At 50.6% G+C, this 18923-nt stretch carries 16 protein-coding genes; 10 read left to right on the forward strand and 6 right to left on the reverse strand.

The annotated features are described in order from the left end of the window. Window positions 1–51 precede the first annotated feature (51 nt). The 4 genes from B5D63_RS24870 to B5D63_RS24885 are packed head-to-tail and all read left to right on the forward strand — an operon-like array spanning window position 52 to window position 5820. A complete protein-coding gene (locus B5D63_RS24870) occupies window positions 52–1719 on the forward strand; it encodes a cyclic peptide export ABC transporter (RefSeq protein ID WP_078671578.1) in 1668 nt (555 codons plus the stop codon). A gap of 25 nt (window positions 1720–1744) precedes the next feature. Beyond that, window positions 1745–2455, forward strand: coding sequence for a thioesterase II family protein (locus tag B5D63_RS24875; RefSeq protein ID WP_078671579.1), 711 nt, complete (start codon window positions 1745–1747; stop codon window positions 2453–2455). Window positions 2456–2475: 20 nt separating this feature from the next. After that, window positions 2476–4953, forward strand: coding sequence for an outer membrane beta-barrel family protein (locus tag B5D63_RS24880; protein ID WP_078671580.1), 2478 nt, complete (start codon window positions 2476–2478; stop codon window positions 4951–4953). 30 nt (window positions 4954–4983) lie between these two features. Then, window positions 4984–5820, forward strand: a complete 837-nt coding sequence (locus B5D63_RS24885) for a hypothetical protein (protein WP_078671581.1) — start codon at window positions 4984–4986, stop codon at window positions 5818–5820. Window positions 5821–6011: 191 nt separating this feature from the next. Here the strand turns inward: B5D63_RS24885 and B5D63_RS24890 are convergent, their stop codons facing one another. Continuing rightward, window positions 6012–6257, reverse strand: a complete 246-nt coding sequence (locus B5D63_RS24890) for a hypothetical protein (protein ID WP_078671582.1) — start codon at window positions 6255–6257, stop codon at window positions 6012–6014. 208 nt (window positions 6258–6465) lie between these two features. On the opposite strand from B5D63_RS24890, the gene B5D63_RS24895 reads away from it, so the two are divergent. Both B5D63_RS24895 and B5D63_RS24900 read left to right on the forward strand, forming a co-directional pair. Next, the gene (locus B5D63_RS24895; RefSeq protein WP_078671583.1) at window positions 6466–6789 is read left to right on the forward strand and encodes an antibiotic biosynthesis monooxygenase; all 324 of its coding nucleotides are present in this window, start codon (window positions 6466–6468) and stop codon (window positions 6787–6789) included. 170 nt (window positions 6790–6959) lie between these two features. Beyond that, the gene (locus tag B5D63_RS24900; RefSeq protein ID WP_078671584.1) at window positions 6960–7340 is read left to right on the forward strand and encodes a VOC family protein; all 381 of its coding nucleotides are present in this window, start codon (window positions 6960–6962) and stop codon (window positions 7338–7340) included. A gap of 173 nt (window positions 7341–7513) precedes the next feature. Here B5D63_RS24900 and B5D63_RS24905 read toward each other — a convergent pair whose 3' ends face one another. Then, window positions 7514–8272, reverse strand: a complete 759-nt coding sequence (locus B5D63_RS24905; RefSeq protein WP_078671585.1) for a basic secretory protein-like protein — start codon at window positions 8270–8272, stop codon at window positions 7514–7516. Window positions 8273–8402: 130 nt separating this feature from the next. Here B5D63_RS24905 and B5D63_RS35500 point away from each other — a divergent pair, with 130 nt between their 5' ends. After that, window positions 8403–8651, forward strand: coding sequence for a helix-turn-helix domain-containing protein (locus B5D63_RS35500; protein ID WP_235021623.1), 249 nt, complete (start codon window positions 8403–8405; stop codon window positions 8649–8651). Here the strand turns inward: B5D63_RS35500 and B5D63_RS24915 are convergent. Continuing rightward, a complete protein-coding gene (locus B5D63_RS24915) occupies window positions 8643–10019 on the reverse strand; it encodes a B12-binding domain-containing radical SAM protein (RefSeq protein ID WP_078671587.1) in 1377 nt (458 codons plus the stop codon). The two genes, B5D63_RS35500 and B5D63_RS24915, sit on opposite strands and share 9 nt — an antisense overlap. Before the next feature lie 349 nt (window positions 10020–10368). Between B5D63_RS24915 and B5D63_RS24920 the strand changes: the two genes are divergently transcribed. After that, a complete protein-coding gene (locus B5D63_RS24920; protein ID WP_078671588.1) occupies window positions 10369–11451 on the forward strand; it encodes a hypothetical protein in 1083 nt (360 codons plus the stop codon). A 114-nt stretch (window positions 11452–11565) separates the two neighbouring features. Here the strand turns inward: B5D63_RS24920 and B5D63_RS24925 are convergent, their stop codons facing one another. The 3 genes from B5D63_RS24925 to B5D63_RS24935 all read right to left on the reverse strand — a co-directional run bounded on the left by B5D63_RS24925 (window position 11566) and on the right by B5D63_RS24935 (window position 15003). Next, entirely contained in the window at window positions 11566–12243 is a 678-nt protein-coding gene (locus B5D63_RS24925) for a hypothetical protein (protein WP_143313078.1), read from the reverse strand. Then, the gene (locus B5D63_RS35140; protein WP_159456148.1) at window positions 12156–12521 is read right to left on the reverse strand and encodes a hypothetical protein; all 366 of its coding nucleotides are present in this window, start codon (window positions 12519–12521) and stop codon (window positions 12156–12158) included. The genes B5D63_RS24925 and B5D63_RS35140 overlap by 88 nt, the downstream gene beginning before the upstream one ends. A 124-nt stretch (window positions 12522–12645) precedes the next feature. Next, a complete protein-coding gene (locus B5D63_RS24935; RefSeq protein WP_078671591.1) occupies window positions 12646–15003 on the reverse strand; it encodes a metallophosphoesterase in 2358 nt (785 codons plus the stop codon). Between the two features lie 231 nt (window positions 15004–15234). On the opposite strand from B5D63_RS24935, the gene B5D63_RS24940 reads away from it, so the two are divergent. Both B5D63_RS24940 and B5D63_RS24945 read left to right on the forward strand, forming a co-directional pair. Continuing rightward, entirely contained in the window at window positions 15235–17064 is a 1830-nt protein-coding gene (locus B5D63_RS24940) for a cytochrome c peroxidase (protein WP_078671592.1), read from the forward strand. A gap of 60 nt (window positions 17065–17124) precedes the next feature. After that, the gene (locus B5D63_RS24945; protein ID WP_078671593.1) at window positions 17125–18708 is read left to right on the forward strand and encodes a hypothetical protein; all 1584 of its coding nucleotides are present in this window, start codon (window positions 17125–17127) and stop codon (window positions 18706–18708) included. The last annotated feature ends 215 nt before the right edge of the window (window positions 18709–18923 follow it).

Below are 18923 nucleotides of genomic sequence, written 5' to 3' on the forward strand. Positions count from 1 at the left end.
GCATTCCTTTTGATATTTATTCATCCAATCATTTTTAGAATCCTGGATCGTATGAGATTAATCAGTTTGCTTCAGAAAAAATCGAAGTTGTTTTACATCCTGTTGTTGTTGCTTGGGTTGATCAACAGCGTTTGGTCCATGGGCCTGCTGTTGCTGATCAATAGCAGGATCGCAGGGACAGCGCTTCCGTTTGTAAAGGACTATGACTGGCAGATATATGCAGGCATGATCCTCGTGTCATTTTTTACCGCCAGGGCTTTTCAGTCCTACACCATCCGGCTGACCTACGAATTAGGGAATGACCTGGGGCTGTCTGTTTTTGACAAACTCCGGTTTTCGGATTATGAAGAATATATCAGGCTGGGAGAGGAGAAAGTACGTACGGCCACGGCAGACGTAACCACCCTGCAGCGTTTCCCGAATGTCTTCATAGAAGTGTTTAACGCACTGGTCATGGTGCTGATAGGGATGGGGTATCTGTTTTATACCAATTTCTTCGGCGCCCTCCTGATCCTGGGCGTACTCTCAGCGCTGGCCGTGGTGTACTATGTCCGGAATATGGCCATCAGCAAGGACCTTAATACCGTCCGTGACCTGGCCAATATTTACCAGCAGAATGTCAATGATTTCCTGCGTGGGTTTAAAGACGTGAAAATGAGCATCACGCGAAGCGATAATATCTTTCATAAATACATCTCCCAAAACAGGAACCGGGTAAAGGAACTCACCGTAAAAACGCTGATCAAATACATGGGGAATGAGCTGATGGGAAATTATTTGTGGTACCTGCTGATCGGCATTATTGTGTTCCTGTTACCGGTTATCCTGCATATGACCAACGAGGTGAATAACCAGTTTGTGGTGACACTGTTGTATCTCATGGGGCCTGTAGGCATCGTGGTGGCCCGTATCAGCGAGTTTACACAGATGCAGATAGCGGTAGACCGCCTGCATCAGTTCCATGACAAGATCAATGCGTCCAAAGCCATCGCTATCGGTCACGGTGACCTGCCAGCTGCGGGCGATAAGTTTGAAAGCATCCGTTTTGAGGATGTTACGTTCGAATACTACGACGAAAGGAGAGCGGAGACTTTCCGCTTAAAACCGCTTACGCTCGATATTAAGAAGGGAGAAAGCATTTTCATTACCGGCGGTAATGGCAGCGGGAAAAGTACTTTCGTGAACCTGCTGACAGGCCTGTATGTGCCGCATAGCGGCACGATATCGCTGAACGGCCGGGTAATCGGCGAAAGGACTTATCCGGGCTATCGCAACCGCATTGCGGCCATCTTTACCGACAGTATCCTTTTTAACGAAAATTACGACGGCCTGGAACTGGCGCCGGACAACGAGCGGCTGATGTTCTGGCTCCGTAAAATGGAGCTGGAGAACGTCGTCACTTTTGATCACGAAAAGAAATCCATTAAAGCCGATTTATCAAAAGGACAACAGAAGCGGCTGGCGCTGATCTATGTGATGCTGGAAGACAAGGATGTGATTGTGCTGGATGAGTGGGCGGCAGAGCAGGACCCTGTGTTCAGGGCATATTTCTATAAGATAATTATCCCCGAGTTAAAACAGATGGGTAAGACCGTTATTGCCGTGACGCATGACGACGCCTATTTCAATTGCGGGGACCGGCTCATAAAATTCGACTATGGCACCATTGTCAGCGATACGTCTGTCAATACCGCTACAGACCTGCATTATGCCGTATAGCTAACGAAGTCAAAAAGTATTTGAGATGTTACAGAAAATTAAGCTGATATGTATTCCGTATGCCGGCGGAAATGGTTACTCTTTCCGCGATATGCAGCCTTTTTTGGGCAGGCATCTGGATATGGTGACCCTGGAACTGCCGGGCCGCGGAAAAAGGATGACGGAGCCGTTGTTGTCCGATATACATGCGATGACGGATGACCTTTACAGGCAGGTATTGCCCCATATAAGATCTCCCTACATCCTGTACGGCCATTCCATGGGCGCAGTGCTGGGCAACCTGCTGCTGCACCGGTTGCAGCAGGAGTGGAAAGCACTGCCGCTGCATTTCTTCGCTACCGGCTGTGCGGCGCCTGTCTTTAATCACCAGCGCAGACAGCTGCATCTGTTGCCGGACGAGCAGCTGATGGTAGCACTGAAAGAAATGGGCGGGATGCCGGACGCGTTACTGGAAGACCTGGACCTGATGGAGTTTTTTCTGCCGGTGATCCGGGAAGATATGAAAGCGCTGGAATGTTACCAGTATCAGTCCATGGACAGGTATAACACCGGTATCACCGTCATTACCGGTACCCATGAAGAGATTACCGATGCCCAGACGGCCGGATGGGCCCGGGAATCAGAGCGGGAGGTACGTATTCTCCGTTACCCCGGAAACCATTTCTTTATTTTTCATCAATTCCAAAACATAGCTATGCTCATCCGCGATGTAGCATTAACCCCGCACCATAGCTGAAAAACAACCCTTTTCATAAGATGTACACAACTATAGAAAAAACGACGACGACAGCCCGTTTCGGAAAACGGCTGCTGCGACTGCTGCTGCTTTTGCTGGTCCTTTCTTTGGTGGCCCGGGCACAAACCGGTAAAATAACCGGACGGATACACGACGAGGCGCAGCAACCGGTAGTGGCTGCCACGGTACTGCTCAAAAAGGTGGCCGATTCGTCGCTGGTGAAAGTGGCATTGTCAGATACGACCGGCGGCTGGCAGCTGGAAGAGATCCCGTTCAACCGTTATTTTATTGCCATTACCTATATCGGGTACAAAGAATGGAGTGGCCCGGTTTTTAGCCTGGACCAGCCTGTGGCGGCGCTGGAAAGCGCCACCCTGCAGTCAGGGGCCAGTAACCTGAAAGGGGTGACCGTAGCGGCTAAAAAACCGTTTATAGAGCAGCAGCTGGACCGCACCGTCGTGAATGTGGAATCGTCTATCATGGCGGCGGGCGGCAGTGCGCTGGAAGTGATGGAAAAACTGCCCGGCGTGCTGGTAGATAAAAACGGCAACATCTCCATCAAAGGAAAACAGGGGGTAAAAGTAATGATAGACGACCGGCCCGGTTACCTGTCGGCCGCCGAGCTGACCGCCTTCCTCCGCAATATGCCCGCGTCCCAGCTGGACCAGATCGAGATCATGTCCAACCCGCCGGCGAAATATGACGCCGCCGGCAACGGGGTCATTAACATCAAAAGGAAAAAAATGAAGACCGGCGGTTTCAACGGCACCCTCACGCTTACCGCCCTGCAAGGGAGGTACCCGGGCACTACGCAGAACCTCAACTTCAACTATAGCAACAAACATGTTAATTTTTATGGTAATGCGGGCTTTAGTTACCGGAAGAGTTTTGAAGATTATTATATTGTCCGTAACTTCCGTAACGGCGCCAAGGAAATTACCAGTATTTATGACCAGCATACTTACACCAAAACAACGGGAAAAAGTATTACCGCCAAGCTGGGACTGGATTATTACGCCGGCGCCAAAACGACCATTGGAGTGGCATTGGGTGGATTTCACAATCCCTCTGATGCCGTTAATACCAATAACACGCTGTTAAAAACCGGTGATGGCGTGATGACCACGCGGGTAGAGGCACCTGCTACCACAAAAGGTAAATGGGACAATATGGAAGCGAATGTTAGCCTGAAACACGTGTTTGCCGCCGAACGCGAACTGCTGCTAAATGCCGATTATTTGTCGTACAACAGTACCAGCGAACAGCTTTTCGATAATCGTTATTTTAAACCCGACAGCAGCGAAGCGGCGCCGCGCAAATCATTCCTGGCAGACCTGCCGGCGAAAATTAACATTTATAGCCTGAAAGCAGATTATACGCATCCGTTTTCTGACAATACACGCTTCGAAGCAGGCGTGAAAACGTCGTTTGTGAACACCGACAACAATGCACAGTATTTTGACGGGGTAAGCAACAGCTGGAAAAAGAACGATTCCCTGAGTAATCACTTCCTGTACAGGGAAAACGTGAATGCAGGCTATCTGAACCTGCGGCATAAATATGCCCGCTGGGAATTTCAGGCCGGTCTCCGCGCAGAACAGACCTGGCTGAAGGGAGAACAGAAAAACAACGGGCAGACATTCTCCCGCAGTTACCTGCAATTTTTTCCTACCGCCTTCGTGGCCTACGATGTAGACAAGGAAAGTAAAGTGACGCTGTCCTACGGCCGGCGGATTGAAAGACCGGACTACCGCAGCATGAACCCTTTTCGTTTTTACCTCGACCAGTACACCTACAACGAAGGAAACCCTTATCTTAACCCGCAATACAGCCATAACATAGAACTGGGCTACAGTATATGGGAAGGGGCGCTGACCACCACGCTGCTGTATAACCGGACGACAGACATCATCCAGGAGGTGATACTGCAGGACGCCGCGAAAAACGAAACCTATCAGCGACCGGAAAACCTGAACACCCGGAAAGTGCTGGGCGCCAATCTCAACGCGCAGATACCGATAGGCGAAAACCTGACGACGGTGATCTACATGGATTACAATCACTATGACTACTCAGGTACCATCAACAATGAGCCCTTTGAATTGAAAGCCGGTGTATTTACCGGTCAGCTGATGCAGCAGGTGAAGCTGAAAAATGGCTGGGGCTTCCAGTTTATGGGCACCTGGTCGTCCCGCAGCATTGATGGTACGTTTCTGCAGCAGCCTATCGGCACCCTGCATGCGGGCGTACAAAAAGATATCCTGGGCAAACAGGCTACGGTCCGCCTGAGCGCTTCCGATATCTTCGGCTGGAACCGCTACAACGCCATCAGCCGTTACCAGAACATTGACATCCATATCCGCGGTCAATGGCAGTCGCAGGTATTGAAACTGGCGTTTACCTACCGCTTCAATAAAAATGATAAAAAAGAAGTGACAGACAAACGGGAAAGCGGCGCATCGGAGGAACGTCAGAGGGTTAAAACAGAGCAGAAATAACACAATTTTGAAAACCCTAATATTTGTATCATGACCAAAACTTTGAAATTTTTTGTGGCTGTTGCAGGTGTGCTGCTGACTTTTTTTTCTGTACTGAAAGCGCAATCCGGAAAAGCTTCCCCCGGAAAAGAAGACGTAATTCTTATGCTGAGCGGGGAAGAAAAGCATGGTAAGATCACGGAAATGCATGTCAACACCATTAAATTTGTTCATACCGGGGAAACGCTCGTTTACGAGTTGAAAAAGGCGGATATCAGCAAGATCACCTTTTCCAGCGGCAGGGTGGAAGTTGTCAGCAATCCATCTGCCAACGCCGGCAAACCGGCCGCTGATGCCGGCCGTCCCATTGAATCAGGCCTGGTGGCTATTCTGCCATTTAAATACATTGCGGTGAATGAACCGCTGCAGCAGGTCATCGAAAAAGGAGAAAAGCTGCAGAACGATACTTACGTATACCTCAGCAAGCGGAACGGGCAATACAAATTCCAGGACCCCAACACTACCAACGCACTGCTGTATAAAAAAGGCATTGATGCCAATACCATCAAAGGTTATACCTACGATGAACTGTGTAAAATATTAGGTGCCGAATTTGTGTTGCAGGGGACCTTGTCCCGCAGCGTGAAGGAAAGCGTGAACTCCTCCAGTACCACTACCTCCCAATCTGAAGGCAATAAACGGCAACATGATAATTCTGCCAATACCACCGTGGAAAACCAATATGAGAACGAGGTGACGCTGGGTATTTTCAATAAACAGAACGAGAAAATATTTGCCAACAGGCGTACGGCGTTTTTAAACAACGAAGGGTCTTACCACGACGCCCTGTTTTACATGCTGAAAAGAAGTCCCGTTTATAATAAATAGTAACGAAGAGATGGAGGTGGTTTACTGCCTCCATCTTCCTATCAGGTTCTCAAACAGTCTTTTTAAAATACTTCTGTTCTCCGTCAGTATTTCTCCGGTAGCTTCCAGCTGCGGCCCATAACCCCCCTTTAACATCCCGTATTCCTCAAACGGATAAGACGACAGCTTAATAAGCACCCGCTACCCCGGCTTTATTTTCCCCGCGCCGCCAATAGGAATGGTCTCTCTTGCCACGCATTGCTGAACAGGTGGGATAATAGTGAGACATTTTCGCCGGAGACCGCGAACTGGTTTTCTTTCCGGAATTTAAAGAACGTGATCTTGCCGGCGAACGGACTTTTCATGACGTAGGTGCGTAACCATACTGCATATTCGCCGTGGAAGCGGCGCGCCACATCGCTGATGCGTTGCTTCAGCGCCCGGTCTTCCGCCAGCACCAGCAGCTCCGTTTCGGAAATACGAGGAGCGGGATATAACGGTGATCAGGAAAATTGAAAAAGCCGTGGACTGTCGGTTTATGCCTCGCTAAGGCAAAAAATTGAAAATAAAATCCAAAAGATGTCTTAAATGTAAAACATCGGTTGTTATATAGGTGTAACTGGGCCGGAAGGCCTTCGACTTAAAACCGATAAAAACATACAAGACATGATAACAGTACAGGTTACCTACACCGTAAAACCCGGGTTCGCAGCAAAAAATCAGGAAAATATCCAGCGATTCCTGGCCGATTTCAAAAAGTTGGACGATACTGCCTTTTGGTATCACGTATCCCTGATGGATGATGGCGTGACTTTCTCCCACTTTTCCGCTTACCGTGATGAAGAAATCCAGCAGACAGTATTGAATGTTCCCTCGTTTAAAGCTTTTCAGCAGGAAAGAGATGAAAGTGGCCTTAATGGTTCACATGCGGTAAAGATGCTGCAGTTTGTGGGCGCTTCTTCGGCTAAGCTGATACCGGGCCGCCCTTGATAGAACAGGAGTAAACCATTAAAAGGCCGCTTGCATCCGGGAGGTGCGGGCGGCTTTCCTGTTTTTTGGGTACTGCGAAAATGTACTAATATTGCTTACCGGCATATGAATATCTTTCTGTGCCGGTTTCAGTTTCAGTTCATTATTGTCCACGACCAAAAATCAGTAAAATGAAAAGGGTAACGGGTATCGGGGGCGTCTTCTTCAAATGTAAAGACCCCGAAAAAATCAAACAATGGTATAAAACCCATCTTGGTTTCGACACCGACGAATACGGTGCAAAGTTTGAATGGCGGCAGTCCGGCGATTCCACGAAAAACGGATCTACGCAATGGAGCCCTTTCCCCGATAATACCACATATTTTGAGCCTTCGGAAAAGGACTTTATGATTAATTACCGGGTAGAAAACCTGGAAGCGCTGGTGGAGGAGTTTAAAAAAGAAGGTGTCACGGTGTTGGACGATATAGAAACATATGATTTCGGAAAGTTCGTTCACATCCTGGATGTGGAGGGAAACAAAATTGAGCTGTGGGAACCTGCCGGCGAGTAGCAGGCGATACACCGGCCACCTTCCCGGTCAGAGCGGTCAACAGCAGGGTTACCGGCGTGCCTGACCGGCAGCCGGTAACCGATAAAACACAACATTGCCTGAATAGTTGATCGACTGTCCATCATTCCCTGGTTAGAGAATAATAACGGCAATGTTATGATGACTTCAATGAATTATAACGCCGGGTTATTGGAGTAGTCTGTCCACAGTTGGTCGACAGACCTGCCGGTGAGCTGGTTCCAGGTGTTGCCGGAGTAGGTTTTGTTGCGCAGCGCGGTATTCAGGTCGTCCACAATGGTAGCCCTCACATGACGTTCCAGCCATACGAGGAAGCGTGCGGTTACCCGGTACGCATCTGTATAGGACTGGGAAGACGACCAGGCGGGGAGTGACCAGCCTGCCGGTCCGTTGTTGACACCATACTTATAGCGTACATAGTCGGCAATACCTTCTGTCAGCCAACCGGGTGTACCGCCGGTGTATGCCTGTACTACGTGCATGACTTCATGGGTGAGCACGTCTACGTCCTGCGGATGGTTGGCCATCCAGGCAGCGCTGTAGGTGACTGTGGTGCCTGACGTATAGGCCACGCCGTTGTAATTTGGGTCGATTACAAAAGTGACCTGTTTGGTGGCGTTGTTATAAAATCGATTTAGCAATTTTGGATAAATACTAAAGTACATGTCCACGAATTTTTGACGGGTAGCATCGTCGAAACCGCTGGCGTTATTGCTAAACGTAAGCTTATACCCGTTGCTGGTATAAATAACTGTGCCAACGGGAGTAGTGGCGGCGGCGGTTACCTGCTTGCCGGATAACGTGGTTTGTGCGTTTTCTTCCGCGGGAGGAGTGAGTGATGATTTGCTGCAGGCGGAAAATGCGAGAATGGAGGCTGCACCGAGTGCAATGCATAACGGGTTTGGAAATCTCATCAGATGTTGGGTTTCGTAGGGGCAGATAAACGGTCGATCAATAGTAAGATATTCATATCCCCGGAAATATCCTATATGCACGGCCTAAACATGACAATTTGGTGATACTGTTGAATGGCCCTTTACTGCCTTGTTTCAGGGATTGGTCAACTGCTGCGCGGCCATCGCATTGAAAGAGGCGGAGGGATATCAGGAACCGCAAAAAGTATACAATCTCCCCGGCGAAAAGCGGCTCATGACTGTGAAGGACCTGGCGGAACAAGTTCACCTGTCTCCCGGGTACCTCAGCGATCTGCTTAAAAAAGAAACCGGGCAAAACACGCAGGACCATATCCATTTCCATCTGATAGAAGTAGCTAAAATTTTCATATCATGCTAAAACGCCGTGTTCAAAACGGGGAACCGGCTCCACTGCTTTGACGATATTATGCCGTTGGGTCATGTCTATGGGGTAGTTTTTCCGGACGCGTTTGTAAGCATAGAAACTGTTCATAAACAGCGACAGCAGGAAAGCGCCCCAGCGGAGGGTAAACAGACCACGGAGTATCCTTCTGCCGGCATGCCAGGGAGAGAATGACTTCTTCCATAATGTTCTGTGGGCCTGCAACAGCTGATCGGCATCGATCTTTTTAGGGGTAAAAGCCACATTATAGCCATTGTAGTAATTCCAGTTCCTGTCCTCCATAATCCTTCCTTCCTGGCGTAGCGTATGATAGATGGGCGTACCTCTGAAAGGCGTCATGATACTCAGGAAAGGAACATCTATGCCTATTTCCATCAGCTGGTCGGCCATATGGATGATGCTTTGTTCATCGTCGTGATCGAAGCCGGCGATAAATCCTGCCATGACCGCTATACCGCGCTGGCGGATAGCTTTGACGGCCGCGCTGTAATTGGCGATTTTGTTTTGCCGTTTGTTGGCGTCGGCGAGGGAGTCTACCCCGAAGGATTCAATGCCGAGGAACACGCCGATACAGCCGGAGGCCTTCATCAGGTCGAGCAGCTCCGGATCTTTGGCGATATCCATACTGGCCTGCGTAAGCCACCATTTCTTCAACGGGATCATTCCCTGCAGCAGCTCACGGATGTAAGGGCGTTTGATAGTGAGGTTGTCATCCCAGAACCAGACCACTTTCCGCTGCCACCAATAGTCAAATTTATCGTAGCCCGCATCGCGGAGCACATCATTAACAGGTCTTAGCCGGAAGCCGGGGTTCAACGAAGGCACAGTACAGAAAGAGCAGGAGAAGGGGCATCCCCTGGTTGCCTGTATCACTTTCCGGATAAAAAATTTGTTGGGCAACAGGTCATACCTGGGGGTGGGCAGGTCTTTCATGTCACAGGGGCCGCCGGTATACACCTGTTTCAGTTGCCCGTTGGCCGCATCCCTGAGCAGCTGCGGCCATACACTCTCTGCTTCACCGGTGACGATGGCGTCGAAGTATTCCAGCGCTTCGGCCTGGCAGTAGGTGACGTGTGGGCCGCCGGCGACCACTGTCTTTCCCTTTTTTCTGAATTCCACCGCCAGTGCATAGGCGGCCATGGCAAAACCGCTGAAGAAGGAGATGGCAATGAGATCAGCGTCCGTTTGGGTGTTGATACGGTCCACCTGCTGATGGTAAACCGCTACCGTATGTTCCGCCGGGGTGATGGCGGCCAGGTGGATGCCGGTGATGGGCGGCACAAAGTCGTATTCATGGCCGAATTCGTATCGCTGAACATACGCAATGATAATGTCTATTTTCATAGCATGTTTTTTAGAAGGCAATACAAAAATACAAATATACTTTGAAATACAAAGTACTTTTTATTTTAGAGAAATAATATAAAAATGATTATCTCTCTGGCGGGGGCAGAGGGTGGGAATCGAAGAGAAATGCCGTGCCGGAAAAGCTGCTTCGGAACGATGATTTTAAAAAATCTGTACAGCAAATCCGGAAACAAGGCCGATAAAGTTTAGCCTACGTACATCTACGGAGTTGCCAAATTCCCTGTTTCTACGCTTATCCACATGCGGCGAAGCGCCTACTTTTGTATTGTAATTAACCGGTTAACCCAAACTTAAATTAATAACCAATTTAAATTAACCCTCATTTATGGACAGACTTCTACCGGGACAATCGCTCCCAGTGGGCGGAACATTGACTGCCCCCAACGGAAAAACTACTTTAATATTACAAGGAGATGGCAACCTGGTGTTATACCGCACCGGCAACATACCCCGGTGGGCATCCAATACAGACGGCCGCCAGGTGGACATACTGGAGATGCAGGAAGATGGCAATCTCGTGATGTACGGACCAGGCCACAGCTACGTATGGGATTCCGGTACCGACCGTCACTACGGCGCCTGGTTGATATTACAGGATGATGGCAACCTGGTGATTTACGACGCCAACGGTCATGCGTTGTGGTCCTCCGATACCTGGATCAGACAGCATAGCGTACCGGGATTTACACCCAGCACCCATGCTTTTCACTTTAATAACAGCAGTTTCCCCAGCTGCCCGTTATTTAACCTGATACCTCCCATTCCTTTCGCCGATATCAAAATACCCATCGGCAACGCCTCTAATGGTGTATGCGGCGGAATGGTGTTCGCGGTGCGTGACCTCTTCGAAAGCAACCAGCTGCCCCCGGCCACCAAAGTATCTCCCTGTGGCGGTGGTTTGTACAACTACCTGGTAGACCGCTTTATGGCCAGCTTTAACCTGCCCGGCGGCATCGCTACGTATATGATGTTGATGAACCCCGCGCTGCCGGACCACGAAACAGACATGAGCAAAATAGGACTGGCGCCGCGTGGCAGGGCATGGCGAATGATCAAAGATGAATGGCCTAAGATGAAACGTAAGCTGGACAGTAACCAGCTGGTACCCCTGGCACTGGTACAAACCAAGTCCCTCAATCCTTTTGATCTCGGCAAAAACCACGTCGTGCTGGTCTATGGATACGAACTCGATGGCTCCGACCTTTCTCTCAAAATATACGATCCCAATCATCCGGACGTGGATAACGCTACTATCAGCCTTTCCATCGCCAACCCTGATCACACAACGGAGGTATTCCGTTCACACAGCACCAGTAAGCGGATCTGGTGTTTCTTTCAGCCTTATTACAGCTTCAGCCGCCCTACTTTTATACATGCCGCCAGCGCGGTGGGAGAAGAACATCCGTGAAAAGCATAGTATGAAAGCTACGTGCTGCTGGTTCGTACGATGTGCATGGCACACATAAAAATCCCGGAGCAATGGAGCGCTCCGGGATTTTGTCTGTATAAAAATGCTAATAGGTTACATCCCGCATATTTTACCCGCGCCTTCCACCATACAGCTATAAGGATTAAAACCGCTCAGTTCCATTGAGCTGGACACAACACCGAGAAAAGCGCGTCTGATCATCAGGCCGGAAGCCGGATCGAGCAGATAGGTACGCCTGAAATGGCGATCCACATCAACGAAAAGCCTGGCGTCAGTGTCACCATTTTTACCCTGGTCTCCAATGATGAGATGTACCCATATTCTTTCAACCAGCTCACCGAGAGTGGTAAGCTGATCGTAGTGTTCCTGCCCGGCATCTGCTGTCGCTTCGTTAAACAAAAGGCGCCACTTCAAGGAAAGGGATAACAGTTGCGGATGCTCATTTTCAATGGCCATGCAGTCGCAGAGAACATCGTATGCTGCTTGTTGGCAACGTTGATGTTTCCGTTCGTTATACGAGCCTTCCAGCAGGATTCTGCGGACCGCTTTTGCTACCAGCACGGAGACATCTGCCGGTGTGGTCGTCCATAGCGGTTGCCAGTCCCTGGTGTGCAACTGTGACCCGGGTAATGTGTTGCAGATAATATTTCTATTTCCCGGCGCCGGCGGTGCGAAGGCCTGTTTCAGCCGCGGATTGGCCTGTGTGAGCGTATCCAGCTGGGACCTGAGGAGGTACCGGGGAATAAGCGTATACCAAAGGCAGCTGGCCATGGACATTTATCATCACCTGTAGCGGTGACAGGTACCTTTGCGGAAGCATAAGGAAGATAGCCCGGCTCCCTGATGAGTTGCGTATATGGCCGGCTGCCCGGCAACGGGTTACCCGGTCTTTTTTCGCACATATCGATCAGTTTTTTGACAACGGGCTCATTGTCGCCGATCAGCAGACATTCTTTCGGGCTCCATATGTCGGGGCGGGAAGTGTCAAGGTAAGACCTGTGGCGAAAGACCGATGCGTTCGCGTTTGCGTCAATAGTATTCGGTTTCATAGTGATGGTTATTTTGAGTACATCAAATCTAACGCTTATTTTCAGGGAAATGAACTAAAAATAGCCCGGCCCGTGAAATGCAGGGTGGCATTTTTCACGGGCCGGATAATAATGCAACGATAGGTTACTCCACCACTATCTGCTGTGTTTGTCTGTCGCCGTTAGTGTTCACTACCGTCAGGATATAATTGCCCCTTGGCAGCGTGATCGTCTGTGTGGTGGTGCCCAGGGACACCTGCCATACATTTTCCTGTATCCTTCTGCCGGAGAGGTCTACAATACTGTATCTTACCACTTGCTGCTGTTTGCTGCTGATCTCTACCTGTAGTTTATTATTGGGAGATGGATTGGGATATATCTTACAGGTGAAAGCCGTCGGTGATGCCGTTGCCTTATTCTCCGTAACGGCTGTCGCCATCAGGGCGCCGGTCACCACTTTGAATGTGTCGGTGACGCAGATGGCGGGCGTAGCGTTGTCGTTAACAGTATACACGGTAGTGCCTCCGGGGGTAACGGTCCTGTCACGGCTGGTAGAGCCGTCATCCCATTTATAGTTGCCCGGCCAGGAAGCGCTGAGGGTAAGCGGTTGCCCGGCGGTGGCATTTACCACAGTGGTTTTGTTGACATCTTTCATGATCGTGAAGCGGTCTTTGACGGTTTTGTCAGCCGCGATGAACTTCGCGTCCAGCCGGTTGCCTTCTATTTCCAGCAACAGCGAACCACCGGTGGTGGCGTTGGAATAATAGGAAGATGCGTGCGGGAAAGAAGAAGAAGTGCCGCCCACCTGTCCGGCGGAACCGGCCACCACGTATACGGTGCCATGATTGGTCTTCGCGGACTTAGACACATAGGGGCAGGAACTGGCGGTGTTGTCATATTTCGCGCTGCTGTTGCTGACGGCATGCTGGGAGAAAGAAAACGTATTTTCCAGTCCATAGTGGCCGCGGATAAAATAGGAGCGTTCATAGTCATGACTATGTCCGTTGAGGATGAGGTCTACCCCGTTGCGCTCCAGGATGCGGATAAGGTTCTGTCTTACTTTCACCAGCTCGCTTTCTGTATCGGAGTTATGGCTGCCCATGGTGTACGGAGGATGGTGCCAGTAGGCGATCGTCCATTTACGGGTATTGGCGGCGAGATCGTTTTTAAGCCACTGTATCTGTGCACTGGTGGTATCGTAGAAGCGCTTGCTGCTTTCTTTTCCGTAGGAGTCCAGGCAGATAAAGTGGATATCGCCGTAATCGAAAGAATAGTATTCTTCCTTACCGGAAGCAACGCCACCACACTCGCCGTTTTTCGGAAGGGTGAAGTTGGTGAGGTAAGGGATATTGTGGTCATCCTGCCGGGATGGATCGTTGTCATAATCGTGGTTGCCCAGTGAAGGGAACAGCAGGATATTTTTCAGCAGGTTGTCTTTGTATATATTAAAGAAGTTGGATTGATACTCATTGTCAAACCCGCCATCGTAGGCATTATCGCCAAGCAGTAGCCAAACGTCGGTGTGGCCTGCGCCTACATAGTTCATATAGGCGTCGCGCACTTTTGTCTGGTTGCTGGAGTTGTTGCCACAATCGCCATAAGCGGCAATCCTGATTTTGCGCGTAGTATTGGTGGGAGGGGCGGTGTTAAAATAGTTTTTGTCGGTAGCTTCGAGTACGGCGGTGGTGGTACCGATGCTGTAGTAATAGCGGGTGTCCGGCTGCAGGTTGGTAAGCCTCACTTCATGTTCGGTAGAGGAGGTGGTGTTTACCACACTGTCGGTGAGGCTGCCATAGGTGGTGCCGTACTTCACCTTGGTGTTGCTGGCCGTGGCGGTGCGCCAGCGGACAGTGACGGCTGTCTGGTTGCCCATTTGCAGGTAGGGGCCTCTTACCACGGAAGCGGAGGAGCTTCCGGTATTACCTTTCAGTTGCAGGTCGAAGGAAATGTCGCTGCTGGTGACCACTTCCTGGTGGATCTCCACGGCGATGGTGTTGCTGCCTTCCACGAAGGCGGAAGTGGGGATGGTGGCCGTTTGCGTGGAAGCGCCGTCGTCGCTGGCGTCGTTGGAGGCCTTGGTAGTGTAGGAGATAGTGCCGGTGGGCATGTTATCCCGTTTTACTTCGGTGCCGTTTACATATACTACGATACCGTCGTCCCTTCTGAATTCAAGTGTGAAACTGGTGTAGTTGCTTAGGCCGGTGAGGTTAAACTTCTTCCTGAAATAAGTGGTGACGTACTTGTTGGACGAGCTGCTGCCGTAGCTGACAGTGGTGGCTTCGTCGCCGTCGCCATAGCCCAGCTCGGCAGGGCCTTCCTGCCAGGAGGCGTCATTGAACGAGGCCGATCGCCAGGAAGTGCCCTGGTTGGAGCCGTTGTCGAGGTATTTCCAGGTAGAACCAAAAGGGACCAGTGTGGTCTGCGCCTGTAGGGTGAGGCCCAACAGGGCGCCACAACAGGTAGCGATGCACGATTTCGCAATAGTGGACAAGCATGGGATCATGGGATGAGATTTAAGTGTTTGGATTTGATAGATCGATTTAGATGGATTTAGATGAATTGAGATGTGGATTAATCGTCTGAAACAGAATAGGTTGATGCATGAAGCTCAGGGTTTCCGGGGCGCGCATAGCTGCTTCATTACAGGTCTGGCGTTAAAACATGTTCCGGTATTGAAATTAATTATAATTTTCATATTTTACAATACCCGGTTTAAAAATCCTGTTAGCGCCATATGAAAACCATGTTGTCCACCCTCTTATTAGCCACACTAACGTTTATGCAGCTACGTTGGTCGCCCGCCCCGGTAGCTGTCAAACCCGCTGCCACACTGGAAACCTGGTTCAGCCAGCAGATGGGCGTTGTGGCGGACAGCCTTCAGCTGTTACAACTGGCGATCCGCCGCCATGCGCCGGCTGCCACCCAGCAGCGGTTATTCCGTGCTGCCAGGCAGGCGTACAAACGCACCGAATTTCTCACGGAGTACTATTACCCGCATTTAATCCGCAGTATCAACGGTCCGGCTTTACCGTTTGCGGACGGGGAGAATTCGCGGGCCATATTGCCGCCGCAGGGTTTCCAGGTGATGGAGGAAAAGCTTTGGGCGCCTGCGATACCGGCCAAAGAACTGCTGGCAGCCGTAACGGCCCTTCGGGAACAGTTTACAGCGTTGCAATCCCAGACAGACCCTTACGGTTTTATGGATGCTTATGTGCTGGATGCTATGCGTTTTGAGATCTATCGTATCATCGCACAGGGCATTTCCGGTTTTGATTCACCGATAGTGCTGTTATCTATGGAAGAAGCGGCGGCGGCGCTGGAAGGGGTAAAATATGCCGCCACCCTCTATGCGGACAGGCTGGCGGATACAACGCTAAAGCATACACTGATCACACGCTTTACATCGGCCCGGCAATACCTGTTGCAACATACGGGGTTCAATGCCTTTGACCGGCTGCATTTTATTACCACGTATGCCAATCCCATCAGCACCTCGCTGTTGTCGCTGCAGCAGCAGCTTTCCCTGCAGGTGCCCCAGGAAAGGCGGATATTGTCGCCCGAAGCGCCGCACCTCTTCGCTATGCGGTACTATAACGCCAACGGCTATTCGCCTAACTACGAATCAGATCCTACAGCCGAAAGGATACAGCTGGGGCGACGCCTTTTCTATGATCCCGTATTGTCCGGCAACCTGCAGCGTTCCTGTGCTTCCTGTCACCAGGCTTCCAAAGCTTTTACCGACGGGATAGCAAGGAACACAGCGCTCGACAGTAAAACGCCTATTGCCCGTAATACCCCCACGCTACTAAACACCGCGTTCCAGTCTAAACAGTTCTACGATTCCCGCGCCATCTTCCTCGAAAACCAGGTGTCGGACGTGGTCCACAACAAGCGGGAGATGAATGGTTCCCTGGAGCAGACTGCCCGGGCGTTGAAGAAAGACAGCGCCTATATACGTCTCTTCAGCAAAGCCTTTGCGGCGGGTAACAACAATATCACTGAAGAGAACATCGCCAATGCACTGGCGTCTTTCCTGCGGTCGCTCACCAGCCTGCAATCCCGGTTTGACGGCTATATGAACGGGGATACCATGGCGCTGAACGCTACGGAGAAAAAGGGCTTTAACATCTTTATGGGAAAGGGCAAGTGCGGTACCTGCCACTTTGCCCCACTCTTCAACGGCGTGGCGCCGCCTTATTTCGCGGAGCCGGAATCGGAAGTGCTGGGCGTTCCGGCGAGCAATCGTCCACATGCACCACTCGACAAAGATCCCGGCAAGTACGTGCTGTATAAGATCAGCATCCACCGCTATGCCTTCAAAACGCCTACGGTACGTAACAGCGCACTCACCGCTCCGTATATGCATAACGGTGTGTTCCCTACGCTGGAATCGGTGATCGACTTCTACGATAAAGGCGGCGGGGCGGGACTGGGCATTGCGCCGCCCAATCAGACATTGCCCGCTGACAAGCTGCAACTGACGCCGCACGACAAAAAAGCGCTGGTAGCCTTTATGCAGGCGCTGACAGATACCAGCAGCTGGAAAGCTGCCGCACGGTATTGACTGGCTTTTTAATTACGGCGCTTTCCTTATCTTACAGCCTTATTTATGGCTTTAAATACTATGAAGTGTACATTTTTCAAAGGGCTGACTCCCGGCCTGTTGTTTTCCATTGCTTTGTTGACCGCCTGTAACTGGGGCCAGAAAAAGAAGGACCAGCCACAAGACACTATCACTACCGCGAAGGTAGATTCGCTGTCTCGCCCATCAGCGGGAGAAACACTTTCCACGCAAGCCTATGTCGATGGCATCATCAGCAGGATAAAGGCGGTCGAACGGCAATTGCCCGGCATCAGCGCGGAGGCTGCGGTGTCGTTGTATCGCTCTTTGGCGCTGTATGCTGATACCGCGGTTGCCGGCATCAGCAATAATGAAAGCGGCTGGCTGGACAAGTATGTCAACTATTTCTCCGAAGAAAAAAATAAAGTGGTGCCACCTGACAGCGTACAAAGGGCCATCGATCTGCTGGCCACCGCCGGTATAGAACCATGGGGAATAGGCGAGGGATATACCGTGCTGCGCACCGTTCCCGATTTTTATACAAGGCTTTTTAAAAATTCGTTGCCGCCCGATTACCGGAGTTACCTCCAGCTAAATGCAGATGAAGATACGGTGTTGTACAGCGCCGATGCGGGGCTGGCCGTACCTTTTAGCCATGTAGGTCAACGGGCGCTTCACTGGGAGCAGTTCGTAGACGCTTATCCCAACAGTATCCTGGTGGCCAACGCCAGGGAGAACTATGAACGCTATTGTGAAGACTATCTCTTCGGGCAAGACAATACCCCCAGCTTTGACAGCCATCAGGACATCAGTTCACTGGTCGCTGAAAACAAAGCGGAATATCTCTCCTTTGTACAAAAATATGGCAACACGCGGACTGCGGGTGTTGTAAAGCTCTTCCTGGAAAAAGTGAATACCGAAAAATCGGTCGACGGCCTGCGACAGATAGTCCGCAATGAAATCAAGCAGCTGTTCGACGAACGGGTGGAGCTGTTACCGGCGCCTGCCGGTTTCGGTGCTGCACAGATAGCGCAACTGACCAAACCGGTGTATGACACGGTTCCAACGGAGGCAGGTCCGGACGAGGTGGTACGCGGGCTGGACGCTATCGTGTATTTCCGGTTGGATGGTAACGTATACTGTACGGCCGTATTCACCAACGGAGTGCCGAACGGCGGAGCGCCTGCTACCGGCTGGATGGACGTCTGGGTGTTTAAGCAAGCGGGTGACAGCTGGCAAGCCGTGGCGCATCAGCTGAACGCCGGCGGTGGCGGTATGTACGGCAATTCCGGCTATTTCAGCGGCCTTGTGAAGCTGGGTACACATCGTATAGGCATTATGGTGTCCGGTGGTATTACCCACATGGGCAGCAGCATTTCCTGGGACGATGTACTGGCTTTCTCCAACGATCAGTTGACAGCAGCTTTCACGATTACCACCAGCGATGCTTATGATAATGCCAACGGTATACAACATTGTAAGTTTAATAAATGGCTGATGCGCCCTGCTGGACAGGAGGAGAACTACCAACTGCTGATTATCAGCGGCAGCTGTATGGATGGGAGCCTGCCGCTGGAGAAGACGATCGTTCCGTTTAAAAACGGTGGCTACAACGTGCCGGAGAAATTTCTCGACAGGGGAATTTAATGTAACACCCGGTGTAGAAAGCCGAAGCGAATCGAGTATTCCCGCGTGGAAAATACTAATGAATATCATAGTGTTTAACTGATTTAAAACAATGCTCCCATCCTCTTTTTTTGTTGATCTGTTTTTTTTCCTTAATTTCATTTCGAGAATGCTGAAGGATATGATAGCGCTGTAGTGCCCATCGGTACTGTGTTATCTTTTCTGTGAAACCCATT

The sequence above is a fragment of the Chitinophaga eiseniae genome (assembly GCF_900167135.1).
Lineage (GTDB): Bacteria > Bacteroidota > Bacteroidia > Chitinophagales > Chitinophagaceae > Chitinophaga > Chitinophaga eiseniae.